We start from the raw sequence: 17,208 nt of genomic DNA, 5'->3' as shown, positions 1-17,208 counted from the left end.
CATCACGGCCCCCGTGGCGTCGATTTAAGATCTTCGATGTGAGCGGCGCGTGTCCTGGCGCGCCGGTTTTGCATCGCTGCGTAACGGACTCGCAAGTGGACACAGTGCGTTACACGGAAACCCGTCGAGGCCATGGAGTGCGTGTCTAATGAACGCCGCGACGTGCGGGATGAGCGAGAGCCTGGCTGTACGTGCGCCAAAACGGGAGGCAATGATGGACATGGAAGAGAAGGACTCCATCCTGATCGTCGACGATGACCCGGAAATCCGTCGCCTGCTGGTCGACTATCTGGTCCGTAATGGCTTCAAGGCGGTGGCCGCTCGGGACGGGCGCGAGATGTGGCGGGAGCTCGAACGCCACGCGATCGATCTGATCGTGCTGGACCTGATGCTGCCCGATGCGGACGGTCTGACACTGTGTCGTGACATCGGCATGAAATCGAACATACCGGTATTGATGCTCACCGCATGCGGCGAGGAAGCCGACCGCATTGTCGGCATTGAAATGGGAGCCGACGACTATCTCGTCAAACCCTTCAACCCTCGGGAGCTGCTCGCCCGCATCAAGAGAATCCTCAGCCGCACGCGCGCATTGCCGCCAAACCTGCGACCGGAGACCGCGCGATATCTGAAGTTCGCGGGGTGGTGCCTGGATACCGCAACGCGCTTGCTGGTCGATGAACAGGGCGTGACGACACCCTTGTCCGGCGCGGAGTATCGACTGCTGCGCATACTCGCGGACCACCCCAACCGGGTGCTCAATCGCAACCAGTTGATCGAATTGATCCACGGTCGCGACGCCGGCCCGTATGACCGGGCCATCGATGTACAGATCAGCCGGTTGCGACAGCGCTTGCGCGATGACAGCAAAGAGCCGTCGCTCATCAAGACCGTCCGCAACGAAGGTTACGTTCTGGCTTCGGCCATCGAAAAAAGCCATTCGCCCACATGACGAACAGCCTCTTTGCAAGGCTGGCGGTCATTGCGCTGGCAGGTCTGCTGACGGCGCAGGCGGTCAGCTTCTGGTTGCAGGCAGACGAGCGGGCGGTCGTGGTGATGCGGGCACGCGGCGCAGACTTTGCCGGACAGATCGCCCGTGCTGTGAAGGTACTGGAAGCAACAGGCGCCGAACGCCGGCCCGCAACCGCCCGAGCCCTGCAATCGAACGGTCTGGACATCACCTTGATCGATGCCGACCAGGCGTCGCCCAGCGTGCCGCGGGGGCAGATCCGCTCGCATCTTGCCGCAGCGCTGGGCTCGGGTCGCGAGATCCGGTCGGCAGGCATGTATCAACGTGGCGGCCAGGCACGCAGCTTTGATGTGCTGCTCCAGGACGGGCAATGGATACGGGTAAGCGCAGCGCCCGAAGAACAGGCCCCCGCCTTGCCCACCGATCTGATCGCACATCTGTTCATTTCGCTGGCTGTGGTGACGAGCTTGACGCTACTTGCGCTGCGCCAGGTCAGCAAACCGCTGCACACGCTGGCGGAGGCCGCGGACATGCTGGGACAGGACCTGGCCGCGCCGCCCCTGGCTGAGAAGGGTTCGGCGGAAACGCGGCGCGCGGCGCGCGCGTTCAATCGCATGCAGGCGCGCGTCCGCCGGCTTGTCACTGAACGGGCGCGCGCGCTGGCCGCTGTCTCCCACGACTTGCGGACTCCGTTGACCCGCCTGCGCCTGCGCGCAGAGCTTATCGACGACGGCGACCTGCGCGAACAGATCACGGCGGATGTCGACGCGATGCGTCAGATGATCGATACCACCCTCGACTACCTGAGAAGCCTGCACGACCCGGAAGAAATCCGGCGTATCGACATCAACGGATTGCTGCAAAGCCTGGTGGAAGACGCCACTCGGCTCGGTAAACATGCGACGCTCGATGGCTCGGCGCGATGGCCCTATCCCGGCAAGCTGCTGGCGCTGACGCGCGCCGTCCAGAACCTGATCGACAACGCCATCAAATACGGTGGCTGTGCCCACGTTCGAATTTGCGATGAAGCCGCAGAACTGCGCATCGTGATCGAAGATCGCGGCTTGGGGATACCTCAGGAAGAGCTGGCCAAGGTGACAGCGCCCTATTACCGTCCCGATGCCGCGCGCAATCCAGCGACCGGAGGCGTAGGTCTCGGCCTGTCCATCGTCAAGGACGTCGCTCTTCTGCATGGTGGCGAGTTGCTGCTGGAAAACGTCGAGCCGTCAGGTCTGCGCGCAACGCTCATCCTTCCGCGAACCGGCGAGGCCTAGCGTTTTCGACGACCACAATACGCATGCCAAAACAAAGCCCCGCAGGCTTTCACCTGCGGGGCTTTTTCTTGACTGCTGTCGATGGGACAGCCGAAGACGGGAGTCTTCGACTTACATGCCCATGTCCATGCCGCCCATACCACCCATGCCACCCGGCATGCCGGCAGCCGGCTTGTCTTCGGCCAGTTCGGCCACCATGCAGTCGGTCGTCAGGATCAGGCCGGCGACGGAAGCGGCGTTTTGCAGCGCCGAGCGGGTCACCTTGGCCGGGTCCAGCACGCCCAGCTCAACCAGGTCACCGTAGGTGCCGTTGGCGGCGTTGTAGCCGTAGTTGCCCTTGCCTTCCAGCACCTTGGCCACGACCACCGAGGGCTCGTCGCCGGCGTTGGCGACGATCTGGCGCAGCGGCTCTTCGATCGCGCGCAGCACGATCTTGATGCCGGCTTCCTGGTCCGGGTTGTCGCCCTTGACGGCCACGTTGGCACGGGCGCGCAGCAGCGCCACGCCGCCACCGGCCACGACGCCTTCTTCAACGGCGGCACGGGTTGCGTGCAGCGCGTCTTCCACGCGGGCCTTCTTTTCCTTCATTTCGACTTCGGTCGCAGCACCAACCTTGATCACGGCCACGCCGCCGGCCAGCTTGGCCTTGCGCTCTTGCAGCTTTTCGCGGTCGTAGTCGGAGGTCGCGCCTTCGATCAGGGCGTCGATCTGGGCAACGCGAGCCTGGATCTGGTCAGCCGAACCAGCGCCGTCGATGACGGTGGTGTTTTCCTTTTCGACTTCGACGCGCTTGGCTTGGCCGAGGTCTTGCAGGGTTGCCTTTTCCAGCGACAGGCCGACTTCTTCGGAGATCACCGTGCCGCCCGTCAGGATGGCGATGTCTTCCAGCATGGCCTTGCGACGGTCGCCGAAGCCCGGGGCCTTGACGGCAACGGTCTTCAGGATGCCGCGGATGTTGTTCACCACGAGGGTCGCCAGGGCTTCGCCTTCGACGTCTTCAGCGATGATAAGCAGCGGACGGCCGGCCTTGGCCACGCCTTCCAGCACCGGCAGCAGGTCGCGGATGTTGGAGATCTTCTTGTCGTACAGCAGCACGAACGGGGCTTCCAGAACGGCGATCTGGCGGTCCGGGTTGTTGATGAAGTACGGCGACAGGTAGCCGCGGTCGAACTGCATACCTTCCACGACGTCCAGTTCGTTTTCCAGCGACTTGCCGTCTTCGACGGTGATCACGCCTTCCTTGCCGACCTTGTCCATGGCTTCAGCGATGATCTGGCCGATGGATTCGTCGGAGTTGGCGGAGATCGAGCCGACCTGGGCGATTTCCTTCGAGGTGGTGGTCGGCTTGGCGTTCTTCTTGATCTCGGCAACGATGCCGGAAACAGCCTTGTCGATACCGCGCTTCAGGTCCGTCGGGTTGAAGCCGGCGGCCACGTACTTGAAGCCTTCGCGAACGATGGCCTGGGCCAGCACGGTCGCGGTGGTGGTGCCGTCACCGGCGTTGTCCGAGGTCTTGGATGCGACTTCCTTGACCAGTTGGGCGCCCATGTTTTCGAACTTGTCCTTCAGTTCGATTTCCTTGGCGACGGAAACACCGTCCTTAGTCACGGTGGGGGCGCCGAACGAGCGCTCCAGCACCACGTTGCGGCCCTTCGGGCCCAGGGTCACCTTGACGGCGTTGGCCAGGACGTTGACACCATTGACGATCTTGGAACGTGCGTCGTCGGCAAACAGAACTTGCTTGGCGGGCATTTGATACTCCAGGTATTGATTGATTCGGAATGCAGCGGATTCGCGGCGAAGTCGGTCGTGCGCCCCTCAGACAGGGGCGCCGCGGACTCAGGCCTCGATCACGCCCAGGATGTCTTCTTCGCGCAGGACCAGGACTTCCTGGCCTTCGACCTTGACGGTCTGGCCGGCGTACTTGCCGAACAGCACGCGGTCGCCAACCTTGACGTCCAGCTTGCGGACTTCGCCGCTGTCGAGCAGCTTGCCGTTGCCGATGGCCAGGACTTCGCCCTGATCGGGCTTTTCACCGGCGCTGTCGGGGATGACGATGCCGCTGGCGGTGGTGCGTTCTGCTTCGATGCGCTTGACGATCACACGGTCGTGCAAAGGACGGATTTTCATATCGACTCCTGTCGGACAAAACGTTGGTGGGCGCAGTGCGCCCGCACAAAAGAAAGCGTTTGGAGGCAGGAGTTTTGTTAGCACTCCCCCCCGGCGAGTGCTAATGATAGGTGCGAGGTATCGGGATTTCAAGTCGGGGCCCACGCAAATCCGCTCATGGCATTTGCGCAGGCCCGCGAAACGGCACTCGTCCGGGCTGGCTTACAGGGGGAATTGCAGGTTCAGTCCGGCGAACACCTGGAATTGCGGCACCGCGCTGCCATGCGAGATCACCGTCCACTGGGGCTCCACGAACAGGTTGTAGGTGATGCCGCCCGATTTCCACACCCTGCCCGCTCCCAGGCCCACCGGGATGTAACGCGAGTTGGTTTCCAGGTCGAAGCTCCAGGTGGCGGTGCTGCGCACGAACCAGCCCTTCGACAGGTTGTAGATCAGGAACGGCTGCGCGGTGGCGTTGTTCTGTCGGCGCCGGTCGCTATCGCCGGCGAACGATGTCTGCCAGGTCACCAGCGCGCCCAGCAGGCCCCAGGACTGCGGCGCGATCACCGCCCCGGCCAGGCCTGCCTGCCACTTACCCGTGCCCAGTGCGTCGTCGCTCGCGGTCGGCGCGGTCAATTGCGGCCCGACACCGATCTCGATGCCGCCTGCCTTGAACAGGAATATGTCGAACAGGTTGAGGTCGCCCGCACCGGTCTTGCGTCCGTTTGGCGCGACGTCGGGCGAGGTCACCACCGGCATGGTCGCCCGCATGATCTGCGGGCGACCGAACGCCTTGTGCGGCAAGATGGCGCGCAGCATGAAAGCGTTGGAGTCCTTGTCGTCGAGACCGTCGTAGGCGCCGACGTATTGGTCATGCAAATTGAAGCCGAAGATCGGCTGAAGAGGATTGTTTGCGGATTTGACATCGTCGCCGCTCACCTGCGCGCATGCCGGACCATGCATGCTCGCGGCGATCAGCGCCAGACATGCCACGCGGGAAAGTGCCTGCCATCGGACCATCGGAATCTCCTTGTCATGAACGTATCGCCCGGAACCACCAAGCCTCGTTCATCGGCGGGCATCCCGCGGACCGGAATGACCGCCCTTTCTCCACAAGAAGAATCGACCGCGCAATCGCCGCATTCGTCGCGTATTCCGGAGGAATCGTCGAACCTGCGCGAATGCGCGCGATGAACGTTCAACGAACGCGTGCGGCGGATTCGGGGCCGCGCATGATGTCGGCGCCTGCCTCACGATTGACCTGATCGCACGCAATGCGCGGCGCGGTGCGATCACGACAAAGACATATCCGAGGCAAGACCGTCCTCGCGCAGGAGGAATCGAAGAATGCCCGCCCAAGGATTGCCTGAACAACACCCGAAGATCCTGGCCGGCGACTCCGGCTCACCCACGCTGTCGCGCAAAGCGACCTAGCCGTAGCGCTGGCCGGCAACCACCGCCAGGCCGCAGCCCACGCTGCCGTACAGATCACCTTCCACCGCACGCGCAGCAGGGAAACGCTGCGCCAGCCCCTGACGCAATGCCGGCACGGCCGACGACCCGCCGGTGAAGAAAAGCGTGTCGATGCGCGAAGGTGCCACGCCCGCCTGCGCCAGACACGTTTCCGCGGCAACGCCGATGCGTTCTATCTCGCCTGCGATCGCCGCTTCGAACTCGCCGCGCTTGAGTGCGATGCGCAAGCCGTCTTCGGCTTCGTCGAGCGCCAGCGTGCTGAGGTCCGCCGCGGAAAGATCGATCTTGCCGGCTTCGACCTGCATCGCCAGTTGATGACCGGCCTGCTTGCGGATGACATTGAGCAGTCGCTCGAAGCGACGCGGTTCGGCCAGGTTGCGGGCGATTTCCTGGAACCCCGACCACACCTTGCCCTGGTAGGCCTGATTGATGGTGTGCCAGGTTGCCAGCAGGTAATAGACACTGTTGGGAATCGGTGCGCCGTTGCGGAGCGTGTCGCCCAGCCCGAGTTCGGGCATCACGCAGGCCAGCGAAAGACGCTTGTCGAAATCCGTGCCACCGATGTGCACGCCGGTGTTGCCCAGCAGGTCCGCCGAACGATCCGCCAATGCGCGACGCTCGGGCGACAGGCGAACCAATGAGAAATCCGATGTGCCGCCGCCGATGTCGACGATCAGCACGAGCTCTTCGCGCGTGATGTCCTGCTCATACGCGTGCGCCGCCGCGATGGGCTCGAACTGAAAGCTGACCTCGGCAAAACCCAGTCCGCGGACGATTTGTTCGAGCGTGTCCTGCGCCAGGCGATCGGCCGCGTCGTCCTCATCGACGAAGCGCACCGGGCGCCCGACGACGACCGCATCGCACGCATGACCACACGCGGCTTCGGTACGGTGCTTGATGGTGCCGATGAAGTCACCGACCAGCGCACGGAATGGCAACAAACGCCCGCCGATCTCGGTGCCGGCTTCCATCAGGCCGCTGCCGAGCAGGCTCTTCATCGACCGCATCAGCCGCCCCTCGTAACCTTCCAGGTACTCGGCGATGGCCGCGCGGCCGTAGGTCTGCCGCTCTTCGTCGAGGTTGAAGAACACGGCAGAGGGCAGCGTGGGCCTGCCGTCTTCCAGCGCGATCAGGCGCGGCCCATCGGGCGTGTGAACGGCGGCGGTGGAGTTGGAGGTACCGAAGTCGATACCGCAGGCGGCTATGCTCATGAGACGGCTGCGAGGGAGCGGAAGGCCGTGCAGCGTACGGGCAGGTGGCACGACGGTCAATTGCCGGCCGGTGCGTCCGCTCATTGCACAGGTTCGTGCACGGCGTCACGCCGGCGCGATGGTCAGGCTCCGGGGCGTTATCTAATATGCCTTGGAAAGCCCCGACAACGAGAACTCTCAAAAGCCGCGCCGCCATGACGACCGCCTCGCCCGACCCGACAAGCCCCGACTACAAGACCTTGCTCGAATCGACACGCGCGATCCCGTGGAAGATCGACTGGCGCAGCATGCAGTTCGCTTACATCGGCCCGCAGATCGAGCCGCTGCTCGGCTGGACCACCGATAGCTGGGTCAGCGCACAGGACTGGGCCGAGCGCATCCATCCGGAAGACCGCGAACGCGTGGTCAACTTCTGCATCTCGCAATCGAAGGCCGGCGTCGACCACGAAGCAGACTACCGCGCACTTACGCGCGACGGCACCTACGTGTGGATACGCGACGTGGTGCACGTGCTGCGCGACGCAGCGGGCGAGGTCGAAGCGCTGGTCGGATTCATGTTCGACATCTCCGAGCGCAAGCGCACCGAAGAAGAACTCATCACGCTGCAGAAAAAGCTCGAAGAGTTCTCGTTCAAGGATGGGCTCACGGGCGTGGCCAACCGACGCATGTTCGATTCGATCCTCGAACAGGAATGGGGCCAGGCGCGACGCACGGGACAACCGCTCTCCGCGATCCTGCTCGACATCGACTACTTCAAGCAATACAACGATCACTACGGCCACCTGCAGGGCGACGAATGCCTCAAGCGCGTCGCCAGGGCGCTGTCGCGCGCAGCGACCCGATCGCGCGATTTTCTGGCCCGCTTTGGTGGGGAGGAGTTCGTCTTCATACTGCCGGAAACACCTGCGCAGGCCGCGCAGAAAATTGCCGAACGCTGTCGCGATCTCATCTTCAAGGAGCAGATCGCGCACGCGTCATCCCCGGTCAGCCAGATACTGACCATCAGCCTCGGCGTGGGCACGCACACGCCGGGACACGAAGACAACGCCGCCGACTTCATCGAAACGGTGGATCGCCGTCTGTATCGCGCCAAGCAGTTCGGCCGCAATCGCATCGCCAACGGCGAAGGCTGAGGCATCGCCCAACGACAACGGGCGCTCGCAAGCGCCCGTTGTTTCCTGCGCGACGCTCCGCTGATTACTTGGCGCTCAGCTCAGGTGCCAGCGGGCTGGCAACGCGGTCGCCCGTCGTCTTCTGCCAGCCATAGGCCAGCTTGAACAGCGTCGGTTCAGCAAATGCACGGCCGAGAATTTCGAAGCCCACCGGCTCGACCGAACTCGACGTGTCCGTGGCCTTTACGAAACCAGCGGGAATCGCCATCGCCGGAAAACCGGTGAAGGGGCTCAGGCGGTTGTTGCTGCCCGAGTTCACGCTGGTGCCGTTGAATCCCTGCAGCACCGGGTAGATCAGCACGTCATACGCGGCACCCTTGCTCACGCCGGTGGCAAAGTCCTTGTTGTCCAGCGCAGCCGTCACGCGCGGGATGACGTATTCGTCACGCGGTTTGAGGTTCTTCTGATAGGTGGCGTTGGCTTCCTTGTTGGTGCCATTGGTGACGTAGCTGTTGAAGCCCGACGAACGCGTCGGCTCCAGGGTGACCAGCGCGGTCGCCACGTCTTCCGTCGTGCGCAGGTGATTGTCCAGCGACGAGGGCCACGAGCCGAGATACGAGGTCAGGTCGTCACGGAACTCAAAGGACGACAGCGACGAGTACGTGCCGAGGATCGTCGTGCGGTCGGAGATGTCGACGTCTTCCACGGTGGCGCCCGCAGCGCGCATCTTGTCGAGCGCGGCATTGAGCGTATCGATGAAGCCCTGGTTGGCAGCCGTTGCCGTCGGGAACATGCCGCGCACCACGCCGATGCGTGCGCCCTTCAAGCCGTCGGCCTTGAGCGCTGTGAGGTAGCTCGCCGGCGCACCGATCATGGTGTTGTAGGCAGCGGCACTGGCAACCAGCGGAGCGTCCCAAGCCTTGTCGGTGCGCTGGCCGCTGTGCGCGGTGCCGTCGAAGCCGACCATGGCGTCCATCACCAGCGCGCAATCCTGCACCTGGCGGCACAGCGGGCCGGCGGTGTCCTGACCGTGCGCCAGCGGCACGATGCCGTCCTGCGACAACAGGCGCAGCGTGGGGCGCAGGCCGTACAGGCCTTCCACCGCCGACGGCACTCGTACCGAACCGCCCGTGTCGGACCCCAGCCCCAGCATCGCAAAGCTGGCCGCGATCGCCGTGCCGGTACCTGACGATGAACCGCCCGCACTGTTGCCCGGGATGTACGCGTTCTTGGTCTTGCCGCCGACGGAAGAGCTGCCGGTAAAGCCGAATGCGAACTCATCGAGGTTGGCTTTGCCAATGATGATGCCGCCTGCATCGCGGATGCGCTTGATGACGAACGCATCGTCGGGCGGCTGGTTATTGGCCAGCGCCAGCGAACCGGCGGTGGTCTTCATGTCGTAGGTGTCGAAGTTGTCCTTGGCCAGCACCGGCACGCAGTGCATCGGGCCGACCATCTTGCCGGTGCTGAAGAACTGCTTGTCGAGCTCATCGGCACGGGCCAGCGCAGCCGCAGCGTTGGTGGCGATGACAGCGTGCAGCGCCGGACTCGACGGATAGTTGGGCGAGGGCTCGGCGTCATACGCGGCAATGCGTTCGAGATAGCCCTGCACGATGTCGTGGCAAGAGACGTCACCGTTCTTCATCGCGGTCTGAAAGCCATCGACGGTGGCCTCGACCAGCGCAAAAGGCTTGCGATCGGTCTTGAGCGTAACCGGATGAGGCGCATCGGCGTCGTTCGATGCGTCGCTGCCGTTGTCGCTGCCGCACGCGGCGAGCACCGCGCAGAAAATCAGGCTGAGGGAAAGACGGGCGCCACGGGGAAAGCTGCTTGCAGAGAGAGGGGTCATTGTCGTTGCTATCCGTGTTGAGGGGAGACAGGTACTGCGGCTCCCTCATTGCAACGACCATGCCCGGAAGGGCGTTTACGGATGACAGTAAGCGCCGATGATGACCATGCGTGTTTTCGTATAACGACTGGTCGGCATGCGAATCGCACATGCCATTGGCATTTGTCTTGAGAATACGGCGCTCAAGCGGACGATCGTTGTCGTCCGGCCGCAAGGTGCGGAATCGATGACGATACAAGGGCTTGCCGGGCAATCCGCATGGCATGGAATTGGCACCCGCATGTAGCCATCGAAAGGATCGGCGCCAATGTCCGATGCGACGCGCATGACGGCCCCCTGCACTTCTGCGCCGTATGCAGCGTCATGCGAGGCAACGACTCCGCTACGCTTCGTCGCACGCCACTGGCCCGATCGCGGTGCGCCACCGCGCCACATTGGCGCACGCGATGTGCCGCGGCTCAATAGCGCATTTCGATATCGACGCGCTGCCCGGCATGGTCGGTGGCGACAGCACTGTCGTCGAACGCAGGCGGACCGATCACCTTCGGATTGTTCGACAGGCCATACCCTTCGATGGGGAACATGCCCAGCCGCAGATCGAGCTTGTCGTTGCCGTTTTCGTCGTGATAGGCCATCACAGCGTAGCGGCCGGGCGGCAGATCATCGACCTTGATCACCATCCGGCCCGTGCGCGCGGGCAACGTGATCACCTTGAGCGCCTGCGCTTCCTTACGGAAGCTCGCCGGATCGCGGTAGATGCCCACACGCAGGTTGCCCTCGGCCGAGCGCAACGGACCGATGGCGATTTCAAAAGGCGCCGCCTGCGCCATCTCGGTCGGCGCCGCACCTGCAAGCAAGCCCGCCGCCGCGACGCAGGCGGCCACGCGCCGCGTAACCCGACGAAGAAACATGGAAGTCATGGAATATCGAAAGATTGGACGTCGGCAGCCATTGTCGGCCAAAGCACCGAACGGACGGCGTGTCCATGGGCAGTGCGTGACGAAGTTCAGATTTTTCTCAACTATCTGAGAACATCCTGACGCCGCTCCACTCGCCGAAACGGTGGCGGATGCTACAAAGAATGCTGATGCGCCCCACAAAGCATCGACTCCCCTTACGAATTGGATATCTATAAATATGGAACCCAGGATCGTCACCTTCGGCGAAGTGTTGCTTCGCCTCACGCCGCCCGGCTATCTCAAACTGTCGCAGACCAATACCTTTGAAGCCACCTTTGGCGGCAGCGAAACCAACTGCGCCGTGTCGCTGGCGCACTTCGGCCTGGCGACGGAACTCGTCACGCGCCTGCCGCGCAACGACATTGCCGAAGCCTGCCTGATGGAGCTGCGCTCGCACGGCATCCGCGTCGATAACGTCGCGCGCGGCGGCGATCGGCTGGGCTTGTATTACTTCGAGAATGCCGCGGCACAGCGCGTGTCGAAGGTCGTCTACGACCGCGCCAACTCGTCGTTCTCGTCGCTGCGCCCGGAAATGATCGATTGGGAAAAGGTCTTTGAAGGCGCAACGTGGTTCCATTGGTCCGGCATCGGCCCGGGCCTGTCGCAGGACGCGGCCGACACCACGCTGGCGGCCGTCAAGGCGGCCAAGCGGCTGGGCCTGACGGTGTCGTGCGACCTCAACTACCGCAAGACGCTGTGGCAATACGGTAAGTCGGCACAGGAAATCATGCAGCCGCTGCTCGAGCAATGCGACGTGCTGTTCGGCACGGGCAGCGAATACAAGGTGGTGTTCGGCGGCGAGCCGGTGCCGTACAAAGTGCGCGACACCGAGGAAGCCATCGACCTGCCGGCCTACGAGACCTTCTTCAGGCACGTGCAGTCCGCGCTGCCGGCGGGCAAGAAGCTGTTCGTCGCCCTGCGCAACACGCTGGACGCCAACCATCACATCCTCACCGGCCTGATGTACGCCGACGGCAAGCTCACGCGCGGCCATACTTACGGCATCCAGCACGTGGTCGACAGCGTCGGTGTGGGCGACGCCTTCGTCGCCGGCATCATCTACGGGCTCATCAATTACCCGGACAACGACGCCGCCGCGCTGGAATTCTCCATCGCCGCCGCAACGCTCAAGAACACCATCTACGGTGACTTCAACCTCGTCAGCGCCGATGAAGTAAAGACCCTCATGAAGAACGAGGGCTCGGAGAACATCGCCCGCTGACGGCGGCACCGCGCGCCTCTGCCTATGATGAAGTGATCCGCCAACCCGGCGGATCACCCGAACATCAAGAATCAGGAGGCGCGTATGTCACATACCTACAAGCTCGTCGACATCGTCGGCACCTCGCCCGACAGTTGCGACGCCGCCATCCGCAACGCCATCGCGAAAGCAGCCGAAACCATCGAGCATATCGATTGGTTCGAAGTGGTCGAAACGCGCGGCCATGTGGTCGACGGCAAGGTCGCACACTTCCAGGTCACGCTGAAGATCGGCTTCCGCGTGAAGTGATGCGAATGCGTTCCAGCGCGCGGCTGCGCGGGTCGTCTCGATGTGCGGCGGATGCGGATCGTCAGAACATGATGGGCAGTCGCACCGTGAGTTGCAGATCCTGCGAATCGCTGGTCAAGCCGGCACCGAGCGAGATATTCAGCGTGGTGGCGCTGGTCAGGCGATACGAAAAGCCCAGCAGCAGGCTGGCCAACTGCACGCGCACCGATGCGGGCGCCGCCTGGCCATTTTGCTTGAGCCTGCCGACGGACTGCTGGTCATAGCCGATCGAAAACGAAGCGCGCTCATTGATCGACATGCCCATGCCGAAGCCGAACTCCCAGATGGCGCCCGGCTGCACGGAGCCGATCTCTTCCCACCCGGTGTCGGTCTTGGCTTGCACGTTGTTGCGCTTGAAGCTGTATTGGTAGCTGAGGTTGGCGAAGAATACCGCGGGGTCGGACGGGTACAGGACGGTCAGCGTCGGCTGCAGCGAATAGAAGCCGGTGCCGGTAGGCAGTTCAGTCTGCAGGCCGGTGCCGCGCCCGCCGGGCAGCGTGCGATTGGTTTCGACTTCGAACGGGTCCTTGCCGGTGCGGCTCTTGAAGCGCAGCGAGCCGATGTAGAACGGCTTGTCGATGCCACCGTTGTTGAACTGGTAGCGGCCGACCACCTCCACGTCGCCGATGCCCTTGCCGTTGGCATCGAACACGCTGTCGACGGCGGAGCCCTGGAACACCTCGCGGCTGACCGATGAATCGAACCGGTACACGTACGGAATGCGCGCTTCCATTTCGAAGCGATTGGTGAATCCGCGCCGCACCGTGAATGCCCCGATCATGGTGTTGCGCTTGACCTCGCGGACGTCGATGAGCCCGATCAGGATCGCCGGTATCACCGTGTAGCCCACCAGCGCGATGCGGTTGCTGGAAGCATACGAGTACTCGTACGACGGTTCGACCACCCACTTGCCCTTGGGCGTAAGGACGCCGGGGCCCTCGAAGATCGGAGCCACTGCCGGTGGCGCGACGTAGTCATCGGCGGACGCGGTCTGCGCGGGCGGCGGCGTACCGGTGCGCTGTGGCGCGGGCGCCTGCGCCTGCTGCGCGTTGGTGTTCTGCCCTGACTGCGCCGTTGCGGCACCGGCCGCAGCACCAGCCGCGGCGGCAGGTGCCGCCGAAGGTGCCGCCGCGCGCTGCGGTTGTGGTGTGGCCTGCTGGGCGGGCGATGGCTGTGCAACAGCGGGCTTGGCTCCGCCGCTGGCGGCGTCGATCTGCTGACGCAGGCGCGACAGTTCCTGCTCCTGGCGCTGGATGTCCTGCTTGAGCTTTTCGATCAGTTGCTGTTGCTCGGTCAGCCGTCCGCGCAATTCGTCGAGCGACGGCCCGGCCGCCGGTGGATCGGCGGCAACGGCACCGAATGACGCCGACACGGCAAGCGCCGCGGCCGACAACCGGCACAAGGCGACCCCGCTTGACTCCATGCATTGCGCATTACGCATCGATCCTGCCTCCGGCGCGTCGCCGCGCATCAGATGATGATCTTCAGCTTTTCGATGAGGCGATACAGCGTCACGCGCGACACGCCAAGCTGCCGCGCAACGGCCGACATGTTGTATTGATGCTTCTGCAAACTCGACTCGATGAACTCCTTCTCCACGCTCGCGCGCACCTCGTCGAGCGTGCGCACGGTAGTGCCCGCCGAAGTCTCATCGGCCAGCCCCATGTCGGCCGCCGTGATCAGACGGTGGTCGCTCATGATCATGGCGTGCTGCACGCGGTTGATGAGTTCGCGCACGTTGCCGGGCCAGCCGTGCGATGCCATCGCCAGCAGCGCCTCGCGCGAAAATCCGCGTACCTGAGGGCTTTTCTGGTCGCTGTTGCGCGCAAACACTTCATTGGCGATCAGCACAACGTCGCCTGCGCGTTCGCGCAGCGGCGGCACCTTCACGTGGACCACGTTGAGGCGGTAGTACAGGTCTTCGCGAAAGCGCCCCTCTTCCATCGCCTGTCGCAGATCGACGTGCGTGGCCGCAATCACGCGCGCGTTGACGCGCACATGTTCGGTGGCGCCGACACGCACGATCGTCTTCTCCTGCAGGAAGCGCAGCAGGCTCGCCTGCATGTCCAGCGGCAGATCGCCGATCTCGTCCAGGAACAGCACGCCGCCGTCGGCCGCTTCGATGTTGCCGATCTTGCGCTGGTGAGCGCCGGTGAACGCGCCGCGCTCGTAGCCGAACAGTTCCGCATGGATGAGGTTCGGCGGGATGGCGCCGCAGTTCATCGCGATGAACGGACCGCCAGCGCGCCGCGAGTGCTGGTGAATGGCGCGCGCCACGAGCTCCTTGCCAACGCCCGACTCACCGCCGATGAGCACCGGTGCATCCACCGCCACGATCTTGTCGATCTGCCGATACAGCGCCTGCATGACGGGGCTGTTGCCCACCATCTGGTAGCGCTCGACGGGCGCCGCGGCGGCATCAGCCACCCACATCATGGCCTTGCCCCAGGCATGCCCGAGCGTCAGCAGAAGACGGTCGCGGTCGATCGGCAGTGAATGGAAGTCGTGGAAGTTGCGCAGCGTGGTCGTGCCGATCATGCCGTTGTGGACCATGTCGCGTTCGACGACGGCGATCCATTCGATGTCATGCCGGGCGGTGAGCAATTCGAGTTCATCGTGCGGCCAGACGTGCGAGCGATCGAACACCACGATGCCCACTGGCGGCGCGCGCGCCGTGCGCATGGCATCGAGCGAGGCGTGGACGTGGAAGGACCACTCCGGCCGGGCCATGTCTCCGATCTGTCTGGCAATGGCGCCGCGGTGATCCAGCAGGACGCCTTGTCGTTGTGCCATGTCGCAGCCCACCTCTGCGGCAATGAAAAATCGCCACGCACGGCGCAAACCGCTCCGTCCGTTCGCATGACAACGACGGCGTTGGGGATTGGGTGCGGAACGAGCCCGGAGCGTGGCCGCTTTTTGTGATTCAAGGCCACCTAAGCGCCGTCCGGTGCCGCGGCGCACGCTGTAGCATGCTGCACTCTAGCCGGGGGCAAATGAAACGCAACCTCGAAGTACCCTTCGGTCGTACGGATTTTCCCGTAAGGACGCGTGAAGTGTCGGATAGCTTTACAGCAGATATGACAGTTGATTTGTGTGCATCGTAAAAATGGGGGATGCACAAGGTCTTGCGGTGTCCGGCGCGGCGCCCCGTCCCGCGCTGGACTGCGATCCGATCAGCGCGCGCTGCCGGCCGCGAGCTGGGTGTCGGCCGGACGGCGGTCGTCGCTCACAGCCGTGGGCGACCATCCTCCACCGATGGCCCGGATGAGGTCGACCGCGCTGCGGGCACGCTCACCATCGAGCAGCACGGAGACGCGCTTCTGGGTCAGCACGCTACGGTCGGCGTCGATCACGTCGAGATAGCTGATCGAGCCTTCCCGGTACTGGAAGTGCGACAACTGCGCCGCGCGTGACGATGCGTTGACAGCCGTATCCTGCGCCTCGGTCTGGTCGGCCAGGATGCGCAGGTTGGCCAGGCTGTCTTCGACCTCGCGGAACGCGTTGAGCACGGTCTGGCGATAACGGGCGACGTCCTCTTCGTACACGGCATGCGCGCGATCGACACCGGCTTGCCGGCGCCCACCGTCGAAGATCGGCATCGACAGCATGGCACCCGCGATGGGCCCGATAAGGAAGGCGCGGGACGACCATTCGAATAGATCGGACAACTGGGCCGATTCATACCCGGCGGCCCCGGTGATGACGAGGCTGGGGAAGAACGCCGAGCGTGCCACGCCGATGCGTGCATTGGCGGCAGCCATCGCCCGTTCAGCCGCCGCGATGTCGGGACGGCGTTCGAGCAGGGCCGAGGGCAAGCCCGCCGGCACGATGACGGAGACCCTTGCGAGCGGTTGCGCCGGGAGCGAGAACGCCGCGGGCGCGCTGCCCAGCAGCGTCGCCACGGCGTGCTCGGCCGCTGCACGACGGCGCGCGATGCTCATCGACTCGGACTGCGCCGAAGCCAGTTCGGTACGCGCCCGCGCCACATCGAGTTCGCTGATGTCGCCTTCGTCGAAGCGACGCTGTACGAGCTTGAGCGTCTGCTCACGCAACGCCACCGTACCGACGTAGATTTCCTGTTCGGCATCGAGCTGACGGACCAGGAAGTACGCCTGCGCCACGTCGGCCTGCAGAGCGAGCCGCACCGATTCGAACAGTGCTTCGCTCTGCGCGCTGTCGGCCTGCGCTGCGCTGACGCTGTTGGCGACCCTGCCGAACAGGTCGACCTCATAACCGATACCGATCTGCGCGCGCCACGTCGTCGACGGGCCGGCGGCATCGGCGGGCGCCACGCCTTGCGCTACAGCGGAATCGCGTTGCCGCGTCGGCCCGAAGGCCGCGTTGACCTGCGGGAACTGCTCGGAGCGTGCAGTGCCGAGCAAGGCGCGCGACTGTGCAACGCGGGCGGCGGCGGCGCGCAGATCCTGGTTGGCGGCCAGCGCCTGGTCTTCGAGCGCGTTGAGGGTGGCATCGCCGAAGATCGTCCACCATTGGCCGCGCGCAATCGCTTCGGACGGTTGCGCGACTTTCCATTTGCCCTGCTGTGCGGGGTCGAGCGCTTCCTTGAAGGTGGCCGGCGCGGAGACGTCCGGACGCTCGTAGGTCGGCGCCAGCGAGCATCCGGCCATCACCAGCAGACTCGCCAACAGGAGCGGGATGCGCGGAATGCGCCGTTTGAGCATGGTTCTATGTGTCATGTGCG

Annotated in this window: 14 protein-coding genes; 5 read left to right on the top strand and 9 right to left on the bottom strand. The window is 64.1% G+C overall.

The window, feature by feature from the left end:
- The first annotated feature begins 220 nt into the window (after window positions 1–220).
- Both ACDA63_RS04940 and ACDA63_RS04935 read left to right on the top strand, forming a co-directional pair.
- Window positions 221–952, top strand: coding sequence for a response regulator (locus tag ACDA63_RS04940; protein ID WP_373662078.1), 732 nt, complete (start codon window positions 221–223; stop codon window positions 950–952).
- Window positions 949–2,244: an ATP-binding protein gene (locus tag ACDA63_RS04935; RefSeq protein WP_373662076.1), complete on the top strand. Its 1,296-nt coding sequence runs from the start codon at window positions 949–951 to the stop codon at window positions 2,242–2,244. The genes ACDA63_RS04940 and ACDA63_RS04935 overlap by 4 nt, the downstream gene beginning before the upstream one ends.
- Before the next feature lie 111 nt (window positions 2,245–2,355).
- Here the strand turns inward: ACDA63_RS04935 and groL are convergent, their stop codons facing one another.
- The 4 genes from groL to ACDA63_RS04915 form a co-directional block, all read right to left on the bottom strand.
- Window positions 2,356–3,996 carry a chaperonin GroEL gene (groL, locus tag ACDA63_RS04930; RefSeq protein ID WP_373662075.1) on the bottom strand — a complete coding sequence of 547 codons (1,641 nt, stop codon included), beginning with the start codon at window positions 3,994–3,996 and terminating at the stop codon, window positions 2,356–2,358.
- A gap of 87 nt (window positions 3,997–4,083) precedes the next feature.
- Window positions 4,084–4,374, bottom strand: a complete 291-nt coding sequence (groES, locus tag ACDA63_RS04925) for a co-chaperone GroES (protein WP_373662073.1) — start codon at window positions 4,372–4,374, stop codon at window positions 4,084–4,086.
- 201 nt (window positions 4,375–4,575) lie between these two features.
- Window positions 4,576–5,373 (bottom strand): hypothetical protein, encoded by a 798-nt coding sequence (locus tag ACDA63_RS04920; RefSeq protein ID WP_373662072.1) that lies wholly within the window; start codon window positions 5,371–5,373, stop codon window positions 4,576–4,578.
- A gap of 410 nt (window positions 5,374–5,783) precedes the next feature.
- The gene (locus tag ACDA63_RS04915; protein WP_373662071.1) at window positions 5,784–7,037 is read right to left on the bottom strand and encodes an Hsp70 family protein; all 1,254 of its coding nucleotides are present in this window, start codon (window positions 7,035–7,037) and stop codon (window positions 5,784–5,786) included.
- A gap of 194 nt (window positions 7,038–7,231) precedes the next feature.
- Between ACDA63_RS04915 and ACDA63_RS04910 the strand changes: the two genes are divergently transcribed.
- On the top strand, window positions 7,232–8,170 hold the full coding sequence (locus ACDA63_RS04910; RefSeq protein ID WP_373662070.1) for a GGDEF domain-containing protein: 939 nt from the start codon (window positions 7,232–7,234) through the stop codon (window positions 8,168–8,170).
- Between the two features lie 64 nt (window positions 8,171–8,234).
- Here ACDA63_RS04910 and ACDA63_RS04905 read toward each other — a convergent pair whose 3' ends face one another.
- Together ACDA63_RS04905 and ACDA63_RS04900 are read right to left on the bottom strand one after the other, a co-directional pair.
- Window positions 8,235–9,998: an amidase gene (locus tag ACDA63_RS04905; RefSeq protein WP_373662069.1), complete on the bottom strand. Its 1,764-nt coding sequence runs from the start codon at window positions 9,996–9,998 to the stop codon at window positions 8,235–8,237.
- A 458-nt stretch (window positions 9,999–10,456) separates the two neighbouring features.
- Window positions 10,457–10,918: a DUF2141 domain-containing protein gene (locus ACDA63_RS04900; protein WP_373662068.1), complete on the bottom strand. Its 462-nt coding sequence runs from the start codon at window positions 10,916–10,918 to the stop codon at window positions 10,457–10,459.
- 217 nt (window positions 10,919–11,135) lie between these two features.
- Here ACDA63_RS04900 and ACDA63_RS04895 point away from each other — a divergent pair, with 217 nt between their 5' ends.
- Together ACDA63_RS04895 and ACDA63_RS04890 are read left to right on the top strand one after the other, a co-directional pair.
- Window positions 11,136–12,179, top strand: a complete 1,044-nt coding sequence (locus ACDA63_RS04895) for a PfkB family carbohydrate kinase (protein WP_373662067.1) — start codon at window positions 11,136–11,138, stop codon at window positions 12,177–12,179.
- Window positions 12,180–12,263: 84 nt separating this feature from the next.
- Entirely contained in the window at window positions 12,264–12,467 is a 204-nt protein-coding gene (locus tag ACDA63_RS04890; protein ID WP_373662066.1) for a dodecin, read from the top strand.
- Window positions 12,468–12,528: 61 nt separating this feature from the next.
- Here the strand turns inward: ACDA63_RS04890 and ACDA63_RS04885 are convergent, their stop codons facing one another.
- The 3 genes from ACDA63_RS04885 to ACDA63_RS04875 form a co-directional block, all read right to left on the bottom strand.
- Window positions 12,529–13,878, bottom strand: a complete 1,350-nt coding sequence (locus tag ACDA63_RS04885) for an autotransporter outer membrane beta-barrel domain-containing protein (protein WP_373662065.1) — start codon at window positions 13,876–13,878, stop codon at window positions 12,529–12,531.
- A gap of 98 nt (window positions 13,879–13,976) precedes the next feature.
- A complete protein-coding gene (locus tag ACDA63_RS04880) occupies window positions 13,977–15,299 on the bottom strand; it encodes a sigma 54-interacting transcriptional regulator (RefSeq protein ID WP_373662064.1) in 1,323 nt (440 codons plus the stop codon).
- 380 nt (window positions 15,300–15,679) lie between these two features.
- Window positions 15,680–17,203 carry an efflux transporter outer membrane subunit gene (locus tag ACDA63_RS04875; RefSeq protein ID WP_373662063.1) on the bottom strand — a complete coding sequence of 508 codons (1,524 nt, stop codon included), beginning with the start codon at window positions 17,201–17,203 and terminating at the stop codon, window positions 15,680–15,682.
- Window positions 17,204–17,208 lie beyond the last annotated feature (5 nt).

This window comes from Uliginosibacterium sp. sgz301328, assembly GCF_041807905.1.
Lineage (GTDB): Bacteria > Pseudomonadota > Gammaproteobacteria > Burkholderiales > Rhodocyclaceae > JBGVSA01.
This window is presented reverse-complemented; position numbering and strand designations above follow the sequence as displayed.